Annotated in this window: 18 protein-coding genes, 1 tRNA gene and 2 pseudogenes; 6 read left to right on the top strand and 15 right to left on the bottom strand. The window is 53.3% G+C overall.

The window, feature by feature from the left end; all coding sequences use genetic code 11:
- Positions 1-31 precede the first annotated feature (31 nt).
- Both bcr and rsuA read right to left on the bottom strand, forming a co-directional pair.
- Positions 32-1,156: a multidrug efflux MFS transporter Bcr gene (gene bcr / locus C1192_RS00980; RefSeq protein WP_038355071.1), complete on the bottom strand. Its 1,125-nt coding sequence runs from the start codon at positions 1,154-1,156 to the stop codon at positions 32-34.
- A 27-nt stretch (positions 1,157-1,183) separates the two neighbouring features.
- Entirely contained in the window at positions 1,184-1,879 is a 696-nt protein-coding gene (gene rsuA, locus C1192_RS00975) for a 16S rRNA pseudouridine(516) synthase RsuA (protein WP_001234858.1), read from the bottom strand.
- Between the two features lie 148 nt (positions 1,880-2,027).
- Here rsuA and radD point away from each other — a divergent pair, with 148 nt between their 5' ends.
- Both radD and rplY read left to right on the top strand, forming a co-directional pair.
- Positions 2,028-3,788: a DNA repair helicase RadD gene (gene radD / locus C1192_RS00965; protein ID WP_000578097.1), complete on the top strand. Its 1,761-nt coding sequence runs from the start codon at positions 2,028-2,030 to the stop codon at positions 3,786-3,788.
- 124 nt (positions 3,789-3,912) lie between these two features.
- Positions 3,913-4,197, top strand: coding sequence for a 50S ribosomal protein L25 (gene rplY, locus C1192_RS00960; RefSeq protein ID WP_000494188.1), 285 nt, complete (start codon positions 3,913-3,915; stop codon positions 4,195-4,197).
- A gap of 163 nt (positions 4,198-4,360) precedes the next feature.
- Here the strand turns inward: rplY and yejK are convergent, their stop codons facing one another.
- Entirely contained in the window at positions 4,361-5,368 is a 1,008-nt protein-coding gene (gene yejK / locus C1192_RS00955) for a nucleoid-associated protein YejK (protein ID WP_000050774.1), read from the bottom strand.
- A 181-nt stretch (positions 5,369-5,549) separates the two neighbouring features.
- On the opposite strand from yejK, the gene C1192_RS00950 reads away from it, so the two are divergent.
- The 4 genes and pseudogenes from C1192_RS00950 to C1192_RS00935 all read left to right on the top strand — a co-directional run.
- Positions 5,550-5,777: a YejL family protein gene (locus C1192_RS00950; protein ID WP_001135667.1), complete on the top strand. Its 228-nt coding sequence runs from the start codon at positions 5,550-5,552 to the stop codon at positions 5,775-5,777.
- A gap of 19 nt (positions 5,778-5,796) precedes the next feature.
- Complete coding sequence (gene yejM / locus C1192_RS00945) at positions 5,797-7,557, top strand: LPS biosynthesis-modulating metalloenzyme YejM (protein WP_000256124.1); 1,761 nt, start codon at positions 5,797-5,799, stop codon at positions 7,555-7,557.
- A gap of 74 nt (positions 7,558-7,631) precedes the next feature.
- Positions 7,632-7,708: transfer RNA gene (locus C1192_RS00940), tRNA-Pro, on the top strand.
- A 182-nt stretch (positions 7,709-7,890) separates the two neighbouring features.
- Positions 7,891-8,229, top strand: a pseudogene (locus C1192_RS00935) (response regulator); the annotation flags it as partial.
- On the opposite strand, the pseudogene C1192_RS00930 reads toward C1192_RS00935, so the two are convergent.
- The 12 genes and pseudogenes from C1192_RS00930 to napG form a co-directional block, all read right to left on the bottom strand.
- A pseudogene (locus C1192_RS00930) lies at positions 8,198-8,305 on the bottom strand (cytochrome c biogenesis protein CcmH); the annotation flags it as partial. The pseudogenes C1192_RS00935 and C1192_RS00930 sit on opposite strands and share 32 nt — an antisense overlap.
- Positions 8,302-8,859, bottom strand: coding sequence for a thiol:disulfide interchange protein DsbE (gene dsbE / locus C1192_RS00925; protein ID WP_000824445.1), 558 nt, complete (start codon positions 8,857-8,859; stop codon positions 8,302-8,304). The gene dsbE and the pseudogene C1192_RS00930, both read right to left, overlap by 4 nt.
- Positions 8,856-10,799, bottom strand: a complete 1,944-nt coding sequence (ccmF, locus tag C1192_RS00920) for a cytochrome c-type biogenesis heme lyase CcmF (RefSeq protein ID WP_038355070.1) — start codon at positions 10,797-10,799, stop codon at positions 8,856-8,858. Before ccmF ends, dsbE begins: the two co-directional genes overlap by 4 nt.
- The gene (gene ccmE, locus C1192_RS00915; RefSeq protein ID WP_038355069.1) at positions 10,796-11,275 is read right to left on the bottom strand and encodes a cytochrome c maturation protein CcmE; all 480 of its coding nucleotides are present in this window, start codon (positions 11,273-11,275) and stop codon (positions 10,796-10,798) included. The genes ccmF and ccmE overlap by 4 nt, the downstream gene beginning before the upstream one ends.
- On the bottom strand, positions 11,272-11,481 hold the full coding sequence (gene ccmD / locus C1192_RS00910; protein WP_000186540.1) for a heme exporter protein CcmD: 210 nt from the start codon (positions 11,479-11,481) through the stop codon (positions 11,272-11,274). The genes ccmE and ccmD overlap by 4 nt, the downstream gene beginning before the upstream one ends.
- Positions 11,478-12,215 carry a heme exporter protein CcmC gene (gene ccmC / locus C1192_RS00905; protein ID WP_010379429.1) on the bottom strand — a complete coding sequence of 246 codons (738 nt, stop codon included), beginning with the start codon at positions 12,213-12,215 and terminating at the stop codon, positions 11,478-11,480. Before ccmC ends, ccmD begins: the two co-directional genes overlap by 4 nt.
- Positions 12,216-12,256: 41 nt before the next feature.
- On the bottom strand, positions 12,257-12,919 hold the full coding sequence (gene ccmB, locus C1192_RS00900) for a heme exporter protein CcmB (RefSeq protein WP_000971724.1): 663 nt from the start codon (positions 12,917-12,919) through the stop codon (positions 12,257-12,259).
- Positions 12,916-13,539 carry a cytochrome c biogenesis heme-transporting ATPase CcmA gene (ccmA, locus tag C1192_RS00895; protein WP_000525579.1) on the bottom strand — a complete coding sequence of 208 codons (624 nt, stop codon included), beginning with the start codon at positions 13,537-13,539 and terminating at the stop codon, positions 12,916-12,918. The genes ccmB and ccmA overlap by 4 nt, the downstream gene beginning before the upstream one ends.
- A gap of 12 nt (positions 13,540-13,551) precedes the next feature.
- On the bottom strand, positions 13,552-14,154 hold the full coding sequence (napC, locus tag C1192_RS00890; RefSeq protein WP_000528371.1) for a cytochrome c-type protein NapC: 603 nt from the start codon (positions 14,152-14,154) through the stop codon (positions 13,552-13,554).
- Between the two features lie 9 nt (positions 14,155-14,163).
- Entirely contained in the window at positions 14,164-14,613 is a 450-nt protein-coding gene (napB, locus tag C1192_RS00885; protein ID WP_000835174.1) for a nitrate reductase cytochrome c-type subunit, read from the bottom strand.
- The gene (gene napH / locus C1192_RS00880) at positions 14,610-15,473 is read right to left on the bottom strand and encodes a quinol dehydrogenase ferredoxin subunit NapH (protein WP_038355068.1); all 864 of its coding nucleotides are present in this window, start codon (positions 15,471-15,473) and stop codon (positions 14,610-14,612) included. The genes napB and napH overlap by 4 nt, the downstream gene beginning before the upstream one ends.
- Positions 15,460-16,155: a ferredoxin-type protein NapG gene (napG, locus tag C1192_RS00875; protein ID WP_000091299.1), complete on the bottom strand. Its 696-nt coding sequence runs from the start codon at positions 16,153-16,155 to the stop codon at positions 15,460-15,462. Before napG ends, napH begins: the two co-directional genes overlap by 14 nt.
- Between the last annotated feature and the right edge of the window lie 6 nt (positions 16,156-16,161).

Below are 16,161 nucleotides of genomic sequence, written 5' to 3'. Positions count from 1 at the left end.
AAGCCTTTTAGCTTCCCTGTTGAGCAATAGTTCACCGTTTTTTGGGTCTGCTGGCGTACAAACAGAAGAGAATTGAACTGGTTGCACAGAATGCGATTGACCAAATCATCGGCCATGCGGAATTAAAGGTCGCCAGCGAAAGCAGCGCGCCAACAATTGCGCCAATGCCAAAACGAAAAGTTCCTGCAAGCGACGACGCGGTTCCCGCCATATGAGGGAACTCATCCAGAATTACCGCCATCGCGTTAGAAGACACCATCGATACGCAGCCAACAAACGCCGCCACACCCACTACCAGCGACCAGAATCCTAGCCCCAGTAATGCGCTGATGACCATCCACGCCGCCATAATAAATTGAATCCACAGCCCCGAGCGGAACATATTCAGCGCGCCAATGCGGCGAACAAAGCGACTGTTAAAAATGGTCATCACAAACAGGAAAACAATGTTTAACGCAAAGTAATAACCGAAGTTTTCCGGTGCGACATGGTTAATTTCAATGTAGACAAACGGTCCGGCGCTTAAGAACGAGAACATCCCGGCAAAGCTAAAACCGCTGGCCAACATATAACTCAGGACACGCTTATGGCGGAACAACGCGGCAAAGTTACCAATGGTGGTACGGATGTGAAACGGCTGGCGACGCTCCGGCGGCAAGGTTTCTTTGATCAGGAAGAAGATCATTGCCGAAGCCAGAATCGCCGCTACAGCGAGGATCCAGAAAATATAATGCCAGCTCAACCACACCAGCACCCAGCCGCCAACAATCGGTGCCATCAGCGGCGCGATGGTGGTCACCAGCATAACGAACGACATCATCCGCGAGAACTCTTCTTTCGGGTAAATATCGCGCATCAGGGCATTGATAACCACGCTGGCCGCTGCCACCGCCGCCGCCGCAAACACCAATGTACCACCGAGGACAACCGGCTTGCGCCCGAAGCTATCCGCCATCGGCCCGTAGATTAACTGCCCCAACGCAAACCCCAGAATATAAGTACTCAGAGTCATCTGCGTACTGCCCGCAGGCACACCAAACTGGGCAGAAATCACCGGCAGCGCAGGCAGATACATATCAATCGACAGCGGCATCAACATGGCCAGCAGGCCAAGGATAAAGACAATAGCAAACGACGAATGCTGTCGGGTGGTCACAACTGGCTCCTGAAAGTCATTAAAGTGTTAAACGACGCTGGCAATTTCTTCTTCAGTTAACGGACGATATTCACCGGGTGCTAAATCTGCATCCAGCGTAATGCCGCCAATACGTTCACGGTGCAGTTCAACCACGTGGTTACCCACAGCGGCAAACATACGTTTCACCTGATGATAACGCCCTTCACTAATGGTCAAACGAACCTGCGTTGGGGTAATCACTTCCAGCACCGCAGGCTTAGTGAGATCTTTTTCGTTATGCAGTTGTACACCTTTAGCAAATTGCTCTGCCGTGTCGTCCGCTACGGGTGATTCCAGCGTCACCAGGTACGTTTTCTCGCAATGATGACGTGGAGAAGTAATGCGGTGCGACCACTGACCATCGTCGGTCATCAGCACCAGACCGGTAGTATCGATATCCAGCCGCCCTGCCGCATGCAGTTTCCATGCTACAGGTTCATCAAGAAAATAGAGCACCGTTGGGTGATCCGGGTCATCCGTGGAACAAACATAGCCCTGAGGCTTATTGAGCATGAAGTAACGTGGGCCATGTTGCTGTACCAACGGGTTACCATCGTAAGCCACACTGTGTTCAGGAAGCAGTTTAAACGCTGCATTGCGGACGATTTCGCCATCGACGGTGACACGAGTGCCGCGGATTTCACGCCCGGCAATAGCACGGCTAACGCCGAGTTGCTGTGCGATAAATTTATCAAGTCGCATGTGTGTGATTTTGCCTGTAAAAACGGAGGTCGGGCATTGACCCGAAAATCTGAACTGTTGTCTGCCCAGTATAGCGGTCTAATAACTTCCCTCAAGGGAAAAAGATCCGTGGCATACTATTAGCAGAATAATCTACCTACGCGAGACCATGATTTTTACACTCCGTCCATATCAGCAAGAAGCCGTGGATGCCACGCTCAACCATTTTCGTCGTCATAAAACTCCTGCCGTTATCGTACTCCCTACCGGTGCGGGTAAAAGTCTGGTGATAGCGGAACTGGCACGGCTGGCGCGTGGTCGCGTGCTGGTGCTGGCACACGTCAAAGAACTGGTAGCGCAAAACCATGCAAAATATCAGGCGCTGGGGCTGGAAGCGGATATTTTTGCTGCCGGACTAAAGCGCAAAGAGAGCCACGGTAAAGTAGTATTTGGCAGCGTACAGTCGGTCGCCCGCAATCTCGACGCCTTTCAGAGTGAATTTTCACTGTTGATTGTCGATGAATGCCATCGTATTGGCGACGACGAAGAGAGCCAGTATCAGCAAATCCTTACTCACCTGACAAAAGTGAATCCCCACTTACGCCTGCTGGGGCTGACTGCCACGCCCTTTCGGCTGGGGAAAGGCTGGATCTATCAGTTTCATTATCACGGCATGGTACGCGGCGACGAGAAAGCCCTTTTCCGGGACTGCATTTATGAGTTACCGCTGCGCTATATGATTAAACACGGTTATCTGACACCACCGGAACGGCTGGATATGCCGGTAGTGCAATATGATTTCAGCCGCTTACAGGCACAGAGCAACGGGCTGTTCAGCGAAGCTGATCTCAACCGCGAGCTGAAAAAACAGCAACGCATTACGCCACACATTATTAGCCAGATTATGGAGTTCGCCGCAACGCGCAAAGGGGTGATGATTTTCGCCGCGACGGTCGAACACGCAAAAGAGATCGTTGGTCTACTGCCCGCCGAAGATGCCGCGCTTATTACCGGCGACACGCCCGGCGCTGAACGTGATGTATTAATTGAAGATTTTAAAGCCCAGCGTTTTCGCTACCTGGTCAACGTTGCGGTACTGACCACCGGATTTGACGCGCCACATGTCGATCTTATCGCCATTCTGCGCCCTACCGAATCGGTAAGTCTTTACCAACAAATTGTCGGGCGTGGTCTGCGTCTGGCTCCGGGTAAGACAGATTGCTTAATTCTTGATTATGCAGGTAACCCTCACGATCTCTACGCCCCGGAAGTAGGTACGCCGAAAGGCAAAAGTGACAACGTCCCGGTGCAGGTTTTCTGCCCTGCCTGCGGCTTTGCCAACACGTTTTGGGGCAAAACAACCGCCGACGGCACATTGATTGAACACTTTGGTCGCCGTTGTCAGGGATGGTTCGAAGATGACGACGGGCATCGCGAACAGTGTGATTTTCGCTTCCGCTTTAAAAACTGCCCCCAGTGCAATGCAGAAAATGACATTGCCGCGCGCCGCTGCCGCGAGTGCGACACCATTCTGGTTGATCCGGATGATATGTTAAAAGCGGCGCTACGGTTGAAAGATGCTCTGGTGCTACGCTGTAGCGGCATGTCTTTACAGCATGGGCACGATGAAAAAGGCGAATGGCTGAAAATCACCTATTACGATGAAGATGGTGCTGATGTGAGTGAGCGCTTCCGTCTGCAAACACCCGCCCAGCGAACCGCCTTCGAGCAGCTTTTTATCCGCCCGCATACGCGCACACCGGGCATCCCTCTGCGCTGGATAACCGCCGCCGATATCCTCGCCCAGCAAGCGTTGCTGCGCCACCCGGATTTTGTCGTTGCACGAATGAAAGGCCAGTACTGGCAGGTTCGTGAAAAAGTGTTCGATTACGAAGGCCGTTTTCGTCGGGCGCACGAATTACGCGGTTAATGGTAGTTTTGATTGATGTGAAAGGCGTTTGAGTATAGAATCTCGCCCGCTTTTGCATACGCAAAGCAGATCACTTACCTGTTGCTGGGTCGCCTGTAGCAGGAATCAATTAAGAGAGAAAGAAATGTTTACTATCAACGCAGAAGTACGTAAAGAGCAGGGTAAGGGTGCGAGCCGCCGCCTGCGTGCCGCTAACAAATTCCCGGCAATCATCTACGGTGGCAACGAAGCGCCGCTGGCAATTGAGCTGGATCACGACAAAGTCATGAACATGCAAGTTAAAGCTGAATTTTACAGCGAAGTTCTGACCATCGTTGTTGACGGTAAAGAAATCAAAGTTAAAGCTCAGGATGTACAGCGTCACCCGTACAAACCGAAGCTGCAGCACATCGACTTCGTTCGCGCTTAATTGCTGAATAAGTTGTAAGAAACCCCGCTCCGGCGGGGTTTTTTGTATCTGCAGATTATGCCTGATGCGACGCTGCTCGTCTTATAAGGCCTACGGTATGGTTGTTTTTTGTCGGCCAGATAAAGCGTTCACACCGTATCTGGCATTCATAACACCAAACCGATTAATTGCTGCCAGAAGTCCGGCGCTGCAATTGATCGCGCAGATTCGGCGGTGTGCCCTTAATGGTCAGTGTATCGGTCGCCGGATCCCAAAAAATCCGTTCACCTAACAGCATCGCATCAAAGTTAATGGTCAAGCCACCGCCGCTACCGGCAAACTTCGTCAACTGACGCAGTGTGCTGCGGTCTGCCGGGAAGCTCTCTTCCAGTTCATACCCTTTTTCAGCCGCAAATTCCGTGAAGCTCACTTCGCTGACGCCCGCCAGCTCTTTTGACAGCGATTCCAGCTCGATTTCTTCGCCCGCCTGCAATTGCTCATTACAGTAGCTATAAACCTGCTGGCGAACATTTTGCCGTTCTGCTTTATCCAGTTGCGCTTCGGCAGTGAAATCATCAACCGCCTGCAACAAACCGCGGTTTTGCGCTTTCGCATTCAACCCTTCGCTGGCACCGAGGAAGTCCATAAAGAAATCAGCCACTTTGCGCCCTACTCGTCCTTTCAGGAAAGTCAGATAACGGGTCGATTCTGGGTTAGTTTCCCACTCGGTCAAATCGATACGCGCCACAATATCCGCATGATTGATATCAAGATAATGGGTCGGGTTGATGTCGAGGTTTTCGTTAACGCGCATACTGCTTAAATTGTTCAGCACGCAAATCAGCAGATACTCCACAGCCAGATAACGGTAGTGGCAAAACAGCACAAAACCGCCGTCAGCAAAGGGGTATTTCGCCAGCTCGTCACGCAGGCGACCTGTTGCCGCGCGGCTAAATGCCAGAAAATCTTCTTCGCCCTGGCGCTGCAAACGTAACGCCTGCGCCAGTTCACTCTCTTCGTTGAACAAGCCGTAGGCTTTATTTTTAGCGCTATAGACCCGATGCAGTTCTGCCACCATCTCAACGACGGTTTCCGTCGGCTCCAGCAATGAATCGCGCAACACCAGCTCAAGGTTCTGCTCATCACGCTTGATAAGCTGGTGCAGAGCAATCTGGTTGATATCCAGACTCATGATAAACTCTCCTTTAAGACCGGGCGGTATTCAATCACCGCCGGTAAAGCGACGCAATAAAAGATGGCAGCCATTTTACAGAAGGCAGCGTAACGCGAATGATTTAAAGTATAAAAAAGCAGAAAAAAAACCGTTGCTACGGTAATATGTTGCCCTTTCATCAACTAACTGATTTCGATTTATGCCACAAATTTCCCGCTACAGTGATGAACAGGTTGAACAATTGCTCGCAGAGCTGCTCAACGTACTGGAAAAACATAAGGCTCCGACCGACCTTTCCCTGATGGTGTTAGGCAACATGGTCACTAACCTTATCAATACCAGCATTGCCCCGGCTCAACGCCAGGCGATTGCCAACTCTTTTGCCCGCGCCTTGCAGTCCTCGATCAACGAAGACAAAGCGCACTAAGGGAAACAGATAACAGGTTATGGTAACTCATCATCAGCGCTACCGTGAAAAAGTCTCCCAAATGGTCAGTTGGGGGCACTGGTTTGCACTGTTCAATATTCTGCTTTCACTCGTCATAGGCAGCCGTTACCTGTTTATCGCTGACTGGCCGACAACACTTGCTGGTCGTATTTATTCCTACGTAAGCATTATCGGCCATTTCAGCTTCCTGGTGTTCGCCACCTACTTGCTGATCCTCTTCCCGCTGACCTTTATCATCGGCTCCCAGAGGCTGATGAGGTTTTTATCCGTCATTCTGGCAACGGCGGGAATGACGCTGTTACTGATCGACAGCGAAGTCTTTACTCGTTTCCATCTCCATCTTAATCCCATCGTCTGGCAGTTGGTTATCAACCCGGACGAGAATGAGATGGCGCGCGACTGGCAACTGATGTTCATCAGCGTGCCGGTTATTTTATTGCTTGAACTGGTGTTTGCGACGTGGAGTTGGCAAAAGCTGCGCAGCCTGACACGTCGTCGGCGCTTCGCCCGTCCGCTGGCCGCATTCTTATTTATCGCCTTTATCGCCTCGCACGTGGTGTATATCTGGGCCGATGCCAATTTCTATCGCCCAATCACCATGCAGCGCGCCAATCTGCCGCTTTCGTATCCGATGACGGCACGACGTTTTCTTGAGAAGCATGGCCTGCTTGATGCACAGGAGTATCAACGCCGTCTTATTGAGCAAGGCAATCCGGACGCCGTTTCCGTACAGTATCCGTTAAGCGAACTGCGCTACCGCGATATGGGCACCGGACAGAACGTCTTGCTGATTACTGTCGATGGCCTGAACTATTCACGCTATGAGAAACAGATGCCTGCACTGGCGGGTTTTGCCGAGCAAAATATTTCATTCACACGCCATATGAGTTCGGGCAACACCACCGACAACGGCATCTTTGGCCTGTTCTATGGCATCTCGCCAAGTTATATGGATGGCATTCTGTCGACCCGCACGCCTGCGGCGTTAATTACCGCGCTTAACCAGCAAGGCTATCAGCTTGGGTTATTCTCATCCGATGGCTTTACCAGCCCGTTGTATCGCCAGGCATTGTTGTCAGACTTCTCAATGCCAAGCGTTCGCACGCAATCCGATGCTCAGACCGCCACGCAGTGGATCAACTGGCTGAGCCGCTACGCGCAAGAAGATAATCGCTGGTTCTCATGGGTATCTTTCAATGGCACCAACATTGACGATAGCAACCAGCAAGCATTTACCCATAAATATAGCCGGGCAGCAGGCAATGTTGATGAGCAGATCAACCGCGTGTTAAATGCGCTGCGTGATTCTGGCAAGCTGGACAATACGGTGGTGATTATTACTGCCGGTCGGGGTATTCCACTGAGCGAAGAGGAAGAAACCTTTGACTGGTCCCACGGTCATCTTCAGGTGCCGTTAGTGATCCACTGGCCGGGCACACCGGCGCAGCGTATTAATACCCTGACCGATCATACCGATCTAATGACCACGTTGATGCAACGCCTGCTGCACGTCAGTACGCCTGCCAGCGAATATTCGCAAGGTCAGGATTTGTTCAATCCTGAACGCCGTCATTATTGGGTTACCGCAGCGGATAACGATACGCTGGCAATCACCACGCCAAAAATGACGCTGGTGCTGAACAATAATGGTAAATACCGCACTTACAACTTACATGGTGAAAGAGTGAAAGACGAAAAACCACAGTTAAGTTTGTTATTGCAGGTGCTGACAGACGAGAAGCGTTTCATCGCTAACTGATTAATTATAAATCAGTTAGCAAAATATCTTACTTGCAATCGGTGTGGAAAACGGTAGTATTAGCAGCCACGAGTCGGCACGTAGCGCAGCCTGGTAGCGCACCGTCATGGGGTGTCGGGGGTCGGAGGTTCAAATCCTCTCGTGCCGACCAAAATTCCCTTAAGAACCAGCCTGTTATGGCTGGTTTTTTTATATCTACACGTTGTCCCGCAACCCACACTTGCAGTTTTACTACATGCCCATACATAAAATGGGGTAACATTCACGCGCCTGGTAGCGTTTCCAACGCTACGCTCAAACATAATGATTCTAATAAAACCTCAGGAGACTACTATGCCTGAAGCAACGCCTTTTCAGGTGCTGATTGTGGATGATCATCCACTTATGCGACGCGGTGTTCGTCAGTTACTGGAACTTGATCCTGGCTTTGAAGTGGTCGCTGAAGCGGGCGACGGCGCAAGTGCTATCGATCTGGCGAATCGACTGGATATCGACGTGATCTTGTTGGATCTGAATATGAAAGGCATGAGTGGCCTGGATACCCTCAATGCCTTGCGCAGGGATGGCGTTACCGCGCAAATTATTATTCTGACCGTTTCAGATGCCTCCAGTGATGTGTTTGCGTTGATAGACGCAGGCGCTGACGGAACTGTTGTTCCTGAGCTTCATCCTTAAACTTCAACACGTCGATGGTCGCCAGTGCCGAGCTGGAGATCATCAGCATCAGCACGCCCAATAAAAACCTCATTGTGCGGCCTCCTTACTGTATTTCTCCCATAGCGGCTTGATTTCTTCTTGCCAGACGCGGGGATTGAGATCGCCCGCATGGCGATAGCGAATGATGCCGTTGCCGTCGATGAGGAACGTTTCTGGCGCGCCATAGACGCCCAGATCCAGCCCTAACATGCCGTCGCCGTCAAACAGACTTAACGCGTAAGGATTGCCCAGCTCTTTCAGCCAGCTAATCGCTTTCTGCCTGTCGTCTTTATAGTTCATACCGACCACGCGGATACCCTGCGCAGAAAGCTGATTCAGGTATTGATGTTCCGCACGGCAGGTCGGGCACCAGGTCGCCCAGACGTTCAGCAGCACCGGCTTGCCCTGAGTCAGCACGTCCGCCTGATAAAACTGACCTGGATTATCCAGTGATTCAAGGCGAAACTTCGGCACTGGCTTGCCAATAAGCGCCGATTCCAGATTGGTCGGATCATCTCCTTCAGCATTACGTGCCAATTGCCACAGCAACGCTGCAGCAATCGCCAGGAAGATAATCAAAGGAATTAACAATACTTTGCGCTTCATACAGCCTCCGGCGCAGTTTTTTGCGGGTTCACGCGCTTGCGATAACGAGGATCAAACAGGCACAGTAGCCCCCCCAACGCCATCATCAGTCCGCCCGCCCAGATCCAGCGAACAAACGGTTTGTAGTAAAGACGTACAGCCCACGCACCGTTTTCCAGCTCTTCACCGAGCGCCGCGTACAGGTCACGGGTGATGCCGCCATCAATTGCCGCTTCGGTCATCATCGAACCAGCGGTGTTGTAATAACGTTTTTCTGCATACAACACCGTTTCCGGTTTGCCGTCACGCGTCACGCCGATTGTCGCCACACCGCCACGCCAGTTCGGACCGCTAACGTCTTTTACGTCGCGGAATGTGAAACGATACTCATGAATATCGACGCTATCGCCAGACTTCATGCGTACGTCACGCTCAACGCTATAGTTCTGACTGAAGGCGATACCAACAATTGTCACTGCAAGCCCCAGGTGAGCCGCCACCATTCCCCAGTAGCTGAAGGTTGTTTTGGTGCCACGCGAAATACGCTGCACCGCTTCGGCAATCGCCAGCACACCAATCCAGCAGGCCATTGCCAGACCGAGTACCGTCATCGCCACGACTTTGCTTTCGAACAGCCACGGTAACAGCAACGACAACGCCAGCGTGCTAATAAAGGCGATAATCAACAAATTGCGGATTTTACGCGGACGATCGCGCCCCCAGCGCACCAGCGGGCCAACGCCAAGCAACAACGCAAACGGCACCATCAGCCAGGTAAACATGGTGTTGAAGAACGGTTCGCCAATCGAAATGCTGCCCAGCCCGAGTTGCTTATGTACCAGCGGCAGCAGCGTCCCCAGCAGTACCACCAGCATCGCGGCGACCAGCAAAACGTTGTTCGCTAACAACAGAGATTCCCGCGACCACAGCGCATTGTTTACGCGTGAGCGAACTTTGTGTCCACGCGCGGCAAACAGCAGCAGCGAACCGCCAATCACCAGCACCATAAAGGCGAGGATAAACATGCCGCGCGCCGGGTCAGACGCAAATGCATGTACCGATACCAGCACGCCGGAGCGCACAAGGAAAGTTCCCAGCAGACACAACGAGAAGGCACTGATTGCCAGCAATAATGTCCACGCTTTGAAGCTGGCACGTTGTTCAGTCACCGCCAGCGAGTGCATCAGCGCAGTACCCACCAGCCACGGCATAAACGAGGCGTTTTCTACTGGATCCCAGAACCACCAGCCGCCCCAACCAAGTTCGTAATAAGCCCACGCAGAACCAAGTACGATGCCAAGCGTCAGGAAGATCCACGCCGCCAGCGTCCAGGGACGGGTAAAACGTGCGTAGGTGCTGTCCAGACGTCCGCTCAATAAAGATGCAATGGCAAAAGCAAACGCCACCGAGAAACCGACGTAACCCATATAGAGCAGAGGCGGATGGAAGATCAGCCCTAGATCCTGCAACAGCGGGTTAAGATCACGCCCTTCAATCGGGAAGTTCGGCAGCGTGCGGGAGAACGGGTTAGAGGTAAAGAGAATGAACAGCAAAAAGCCGACGCAGACCATTCCCATTATCGCCAGTACGCGGGCAACGATATCCAGCGGAATACGCTGGCTAAAAATCGCTACCGCAAAGGTCCAGCCGCTCATCAGCAGCACCCACAGCAGCAGCGAGCCTTCATGCGCGCCCCAGGTGGCCGCCACGCGATACCACACCGGAAGCTGGGTATTAGAGTTGCTGGCCACGTAGGTGACGGTGAAGTCGTTCACCACGAACGCATTGACCAGCACCAGAAATGCGCCAGCCACAGACATAAACAGCAACCAGGCAAACAAGCGAGAAGAGGCCATCATGCGCGCATCTCCACGCGCCACGCCCCACAAAGGATAGACGGACAGCAGCAGCGCAATCCCTAATGCCAGGCACAGCAGTCCGTTACCAATTTCCGGCATCATGATGCTGGATCCTTATAAACACTGGCCGGGCGACGGTGATTAGCTTCCATCGCTTTCTCGACTTCTGGCGGTGTGTAGTTTTCATCGTGTTTCGCCAGTACTTCTTTCGCGAGGATATGATTGCCTTTTTCCAGTTCGCCCTGCACCACAACGCCCTGCCCTTCACGGAACAGGTCCGGCAGAATGCCTTCGTAAGAGACATCCACTGAGCCTTCAGCATCGTAAATGGTGAAGGTCACTTTCAGCGAGTCAGGATCGCGCTGCACGCTACCCGGCATCACCATCCCGCCGACGCGCAGACGCTGACCGACTTCCGGCATCTGCTGGGTTTCACGCTTGCCGTAGAGAATTTCCCCCGGCGTATAGAAAAGATCGATATTCGAGCGCAGCGCATACAGCCCCAGACCGATAGTCAGCGCCAGCCCCGCCAGCACGGCACAGGCAATCCACAAGCGGTTTTTACGGCGAATATTCATGCAGCCTCCTGCTGTTGCGCAGCACGTAAACGCGCCTCACGCGCCCGTTGTTGCGCCACGCCACGCAGAATTGCGCGATGCTGCATCACCGAGTGCACGACCAACACCACCAGCGGAATAACAGTCATCACTACCGCCAGCCAGACAAAAAAGGCGTAACCGCCCATTGCGAAAAATTCATTCCAGGAAGCAAATGCAGGGGTCATTTACGGCCTCTTTTCAGTATCAGTTCACTCACCCACGGACGGCGTTTTTCCATCAGCAAAATCAAATTACGCATCCGCATCAGCGTCAGCGTGGCAGACAGCAGCAGGAAACCAAAAATCGACCAGCGCAGCGGCGAACGCATCGCCGGATCGATACTTTGCTGCATCCGCGTTGATCCCTGATGCAGGGTGTTCCACCACTCCACGGAGTAATGAATAATCGGCAGGTTTACTACACCAATCAGCACCAGGATCCCCGCCGCACGCCCCGCCAGACGGCGATCGTCGAAAGCGTGCCACAGCGCAATCACACCAACATACAGAAACAGCAACACCAGTTCAGAGGTCAGACGTGCGTCCCATACCCACCAGGTCCCCCACATCGGTTTTCCCCATGCGGAACCGGTAACCAGGGCAATAAAGGTAAACACGGCACCAATGGGAGCCATCGCCGCCACCGCCAGATTGGCCATTTTCATCTGCCAGACAAGGCCGATAAACGCCGCCACCGCCATTGAGGCATAAATGCCCATCGACCAGATCGCCGCAGGCACATGTAGATAGATAATGCGGTAGCTATTTCCCTGCTGATAATCAGCCGGAGCGAAGCCGAATCCCCAGATCCAGCCAACGATAAGCACGACCACACTGGCGATTGCCAGCCACGGTATAAACCAGCCACAGATTTGGTACAGCCGTGGTGGGATCGCCAGTTGATGCAGTGTTTTCCACATAGTTTCGATACCAGACTCGAACAAAAATCAGTAATCCAGCGTTATTGAATGCTGATTCGTAACGCTGCCGCCGTCGCAAAAGGACTTAATGTCGCGGTGCCTGCCAGCAACGCGCCTAAAATTGCCAGATACCCGTCAACGGGCAAATGCATCGAAGCCGCGTCCATCGCGGCGGTAGCAAAGATGAGTAATGGGATGGTCAGCGGTAACACCAGTATGCTGAGCAGCACGCCACCGCGCTTAAGTCCCACTGTCAGCGCCACGCCCGGAGCACCGAGAAATCCCAGCGTTGGAGTTCCCAACAGCAGCGTCAGCGCCATCACTTGCCAGCCATAAACGTCCATTCCCAGTAGCAATGCCACCAGTGGCGAGAGGATAAGTAACGGTAAACCGGTTACCATCCAGTGCGCCATCACCTTCGCCAGCACAACGGCGGGCAAGGGTAACGGCAACAACATCAGTTGTTCAAGACTGCCGTCCTGCAAATCGTCACGGAACAGTCGCTCCAGCGCCAGTAAGGAAGAAAGCAGCGCTGCCACCCAAATAATGCCCGGTGCAATACGTGCCAGCAGTTGCGGCTCCGGACCGATACTGAGCGGAAAAAGGGTAATAACAATCAGGAAAAACCACAGCGGGTTGGCGATTTCGGCGCTATGGCGAAACGCTACGCGCAGCTCAAGACGGAAAATGCGCCAGAACATCATACGCCCCTCGTTTTCGTCAGAGATATGCGGCGGATTTTACTTTCGGCAACGTTGAGCGGTTGGTGAGTAGTAAGAATCACAATCCCCCCCTGCTCCGTATGCTGTGCCATACGCTGGGTCAGACGATCGACGCCGTTAACGTCAATCGCGGTAAACGGTTCGTCGAGGATCCACAAGGTGGCACGGGTCAGCCACAGACGCGCCAGCGCAACGCGGCGTTGTTGCCCGGCAGAGAGTTGATTCACGGGAATATCTTCGAATCCGGCAAGCCCGGCCTGCGCCAGAGCGTCCAGACAGTGTGCGGTATCACCATCGCGATGATAAAAGTGCAAATTTTCTAACGCCGTCAGCCGGGTTTTGATCCCCGGCTGATGGCCTATCCATAACAGGTTTTGATGGTAGCTATCGCGTACCTGATGCAAGGGCTGCCCTTGCCAGAGAACTTCACCCGCATCAGGGCGAGACAACCCCGTCAGCAAACGGAGAAGCGTTGTCTTCCCCGCGCCGTTGCTGCCGGTGATTTGTACCCACTCTCCTGCATTCAGCGTAAATGACAAACCACTAAATAAAGTGCGTTCATCCCGCTCGCAGAGTAATTCTCTGGCTTCAAGCATACCCACGCAATAACCCTGTTAAAAACCTGGTTCGACTTCACGCATATCAGGCAGCTTGTGCGCTATCCCTTTATGGCAGTCAATACAGGTTTGCCCGTCTTTCACCGCCTGAGCGTGCATCTTCGCGGCAACACCTTTCTGGGCGGTTGTATCCATATACTCGAAGTTGTGACAGTTACGACACTCCTGCGAGTTATTGTCCTTCATCCGCCGCCACTCATTCTGTGCCATAGTCAGGCGATGAGCTTCAAACTTTTGCGGCGTGTCAATAACGCCAAAAATTTTACCATACAGCTCTTTACTTGCTTTGAGCTTGCGTATCATTTTCGGCACAAACTCGTGCGGAACGTGACAATCCGGACAGGTCGCACGCACGCCACTACGGTTGTTGTAATGCACGGAATCCATGTATTCCTGATACACCGTATTGCGCATTTCGTGGCAGCTAATGCAGAACTCTTCGGTATTGGCTTTTTCCATTCCGGTGTTAAAGCCGCCCCAGAAGACAATACCGCCAACAAAACCGATCAACAGCAGCGTACCCAGCGCCAGACGACTGGGAGTACGCCACCATTTCCACAGGCGCTTAATCAGGCCAGGCTTACGGTCAGAATTTCCCATAATAACCTCTTATTTCCCGTAACCTTTTGATGGGGTGAAGGTATTCCCCACGATTGGCGCGGTATCGGCCTGCGGCACGTGACATTGCAGACAGAAGTAACGACGCGGAGCCACTTCCGCACCTACCTTGCCATCGCTGTCCATAAAGTGAGTTGGACTGATGCGCGGCGCGCCAGTGGTGCGATAGCTCTCGACACCATGGCACTGTAAGCAGCGGTTGGTATTGGTCGTTACCTGATAACCTTCAACGCTATGCGGGATCATCGGCGGCTGATTCACATAGTTCAGCGGCATCCGATCCTGCTCTTTTGGCATCCGAATGGCCCCTTCCTGCGTCCCGGATACTTCCGGCGACTGGCTAAAATCGACGCCATTAGCCGCCCAAACCGCGCCGCTCACCACCAGGGCCAGCATCGCCGTCCATTGACACAGCGCTTTCTTCAGGTCATGGCTTTTCATGATTTCGCTCCCGAACTCCAGCGTGTAGTTATTGTAAATACATCCTCAGAACAGACATCCACGCAGCGACCGCACATCATGCAATCGCGGCTGGTGACCTGCACCGGGCTTTGTTCATCCAGCACCGGGGCACGTAGTACATGCGGTTCCGGGCAAACATGAAAACAATCCATACAGCGGTTACATTTCTGCCGATCGGTAGCCGCAACGGTAACAATACCTTTGCTACCCAACACGCCATACAGCGCACCGACCGGGCAAATGTGACCGCACCAGCCGTGTTCAACGACCAGTAGATCAAATAAAAACAGCGCGAGAATAAGCAGCGCGCCGCTGCCGAATCCCATTACCAGGCTGCGCCCCATCAGGGAAACAGGGTTAATCCATTCCCAGATGAGTGTGCCGGTTAAGGCCGATCCCACCAGTATGACGACCAGCAGCACGTAGCGAATGTGCCGCGGGATCGTCGCAGACTGATTGAGGTCAAATCGCCTGCGTAACCAGTTTGCTAAATCGGTAATCGGGTTCAGCGGACAGACCCAACTGCAAAATAATCGCTTTCCTGCCAGGGCGTAGAGCACAGTGATAATCACTGCGCCGGTCAACGCCACTGTGGCAGGTAGATGACCGCTGGCAAGGCTTTGCAGCGTCATCAGCGGATCGGTCAGCGGAATGGTGTCGAGTAACAAGCTACTGCTATAGTTGCCGTGCAAGATCCACACACCAAACCACGGGCCGCTCAAAAACATTCCCAGTACGAAGAACTGACAAAGGCGACGCAACACCAGCCAACGGTGACTACGCCACCAGCCTTTTTTCGCCAGCGCCTCGCGCCCGGCGTCACGTTTACGATTTGCCATCGTTCCCCTCCAGCCAGCCGAAGCGGTAATGGTGACCTAACTCCCCTTTCGCCAGTGACAGCGGTAACACCTTGATTGCCGGTTGCTCCAGTACGCACACTTTTTCGCACTTACCGCAGCCGGTGCAGGCATCGCTGTGAACCGTTGGCAGAAAACGGGCGTGTTTACCGGTACGCGTGTTGCGCTCCAGTTCCAGGGTAATCGCCTCATCAATTTTCGGGCATTCGCGATAACAGACATCGCAGCGCAGCCCCTGAAAGTTGAGGCAGTTCTCCTGATCCACCAGCACTGCCAGTCCCATCCGCGCGTCGTCGATCGATTCGATTTCACGATCCAGCGCACCACTCGGGCACACTTTGGCACACGGTACGTCCTCACACATTTCGCAAGGAATATCGCGCGCCACAAAGTACGGCGTGCCCGCCGACAGGCCAGAGGCCAACGTCGCCAGCTTTAAGGTGTCGTAAGGGCAAGCCTGAACACACTGCCCGCAACGCACACAGGCACTGGCAAAGGCGTTCTCGTTTATGGCTCCGGGCGGGCGCAACCGCACGCCAGATGCACGTGCGGTTTGCTGTTGTAACCCCAGCGCCACACCCACGGCAGCCAGCCCGCCTGCTGTGCGAACGACATCGCGCAGAAAGCGGCGGCGACCATTTTGAGGTTTCGCTGACCGGGACATAATGGC

Source organism: Escherichia marmotae (genome assembly GCF_002900365.1).
Taxonomy (GTDB): Bacteria; Pseudomonadota; Gammaproteobacteria; order Enterobacterales; family Enterobacteriaceae; genus Escherichia; species Escherichia marmotae.
The sequence above is the reverse complement of the archived record's forward strand: the minus strand, read 5'-3'. Positions and strand labels throughout refer to the sequence as shown.

What these genes read in the sequence shown, in the direction of transcription:
- ccmB (WP_000971724.1), bottom strand. Translation starts at nt 12,919, where the DNA reads ATGATGTTCTGGCGCATTTTCCGTCTTGAGCTGCGCGTAGCGTTTCGC.
- napG (WP_000091299.1), bottom strand. Translation starts at nt 16,155, where the DNA reads ATGTCCCGGTCAGCGAAACCTCAAAATGGTCGCCGCCGCTTTCTGCGC.
- napB (WP_000835174.1), bottom strand. Translation starts at nt 14,613, where the DNA reads ATGAAAAGCCATGACCTGAAGAAAGCGCTGTGTCAATGGACGGCGATG.
- yejK (WP_000050774.1), bottom strand. Translation starts at nt 5,368, where the DNA reads ATGAGTCTGGATATCAACCAGATTGCTCTGCACCAGCTTATCAAGCGT.
- radD (WP_000578097.1), top strand. Translation starts at nt 2,028, where the DNA reads ATGATTTTTACACTCCGTCCATATCAGCAAGAAGCCGTGGATGCCACG.
- C1192_RS00950 (WP_001135667.1), top strand. Translation starts at nt 5,550, where the DNA reads ATGCCACAAATTTCCCGCTACAGTGATGAACAGGTTGAACAATTGCTC.
- ccmD (WP_000186540.1), bottom strand. Translation starts at nt 11,481, where the DNA reads ATGACCCCTGCATTTGCTTCCTGGAATGAATTTTTCGCAATGGGCGGT.
- napH (WP_038355068.1), bottom strand. Translation starts at nt 15,473, where the DNA reads ATGGCAAATCGTAAACGTGACGCCGGGCGCGAGGCGCTGGCGAAAAAA.
- dsbE (WP_000824445.1), bottom strand. Translation starts at nt 8,859, where the DNA reads ATGAAGCGCAAAGTATTGTTAATTCCTTTGATTATCTTCCTGGCGATT.
- ccmF (WP_038355070.1), bottom strand. Translation starts at nt 10,799, where the DNA reads ATGATGCCGGAAATTGGTAACGGACTGCTGTGCCTGGCATTAGGGATT.
- yejM (WP_000256124.1), top strand. Translation starts at nt 5,797, where the DNA reads ATGGTAACTCATCATCAGCGCTACCGTGAAAAAGTCTCCCAAATGGTC.
- napC (WP_000528371.1), bottom strand. Translation starts at nt 14,154, where the DNA reads ATGGGAAATTCTGACCGTAAGCCTGGCCTGATTAAGCGCCTGTGGAAA.
- rplY (WP_000494188.1), top strand. Translation starts at nt 3,913, where the DNA reads ATGTTTACTATCAACGCAGAAGTACGTAAAGAGCAGGGTAAGGGTGCG.
- ccmC (WP_010379429.1), bottom strand. Translation starts at nt 12,215, where the DNA reads ATGTGGAAAACACTGCATCAACTGGCGATCCCACCACGGCTGTACCAA.
- rsuA (WP_001234858.1), bottom strand. Translation starts at nt 1,879, where the DNA reads ATGCGACTTGATAAATTTATCGCACAGCAACTCGGCGTTAGCCGTGCT.
- ccmE (WP_038355069.1), bottom strand. Translation starts at nt 11,275, where the DNA reads ATGAATATTCGCCGTAAAAACCGCTTGTGGATTGCCTGTGCCGTGCTG.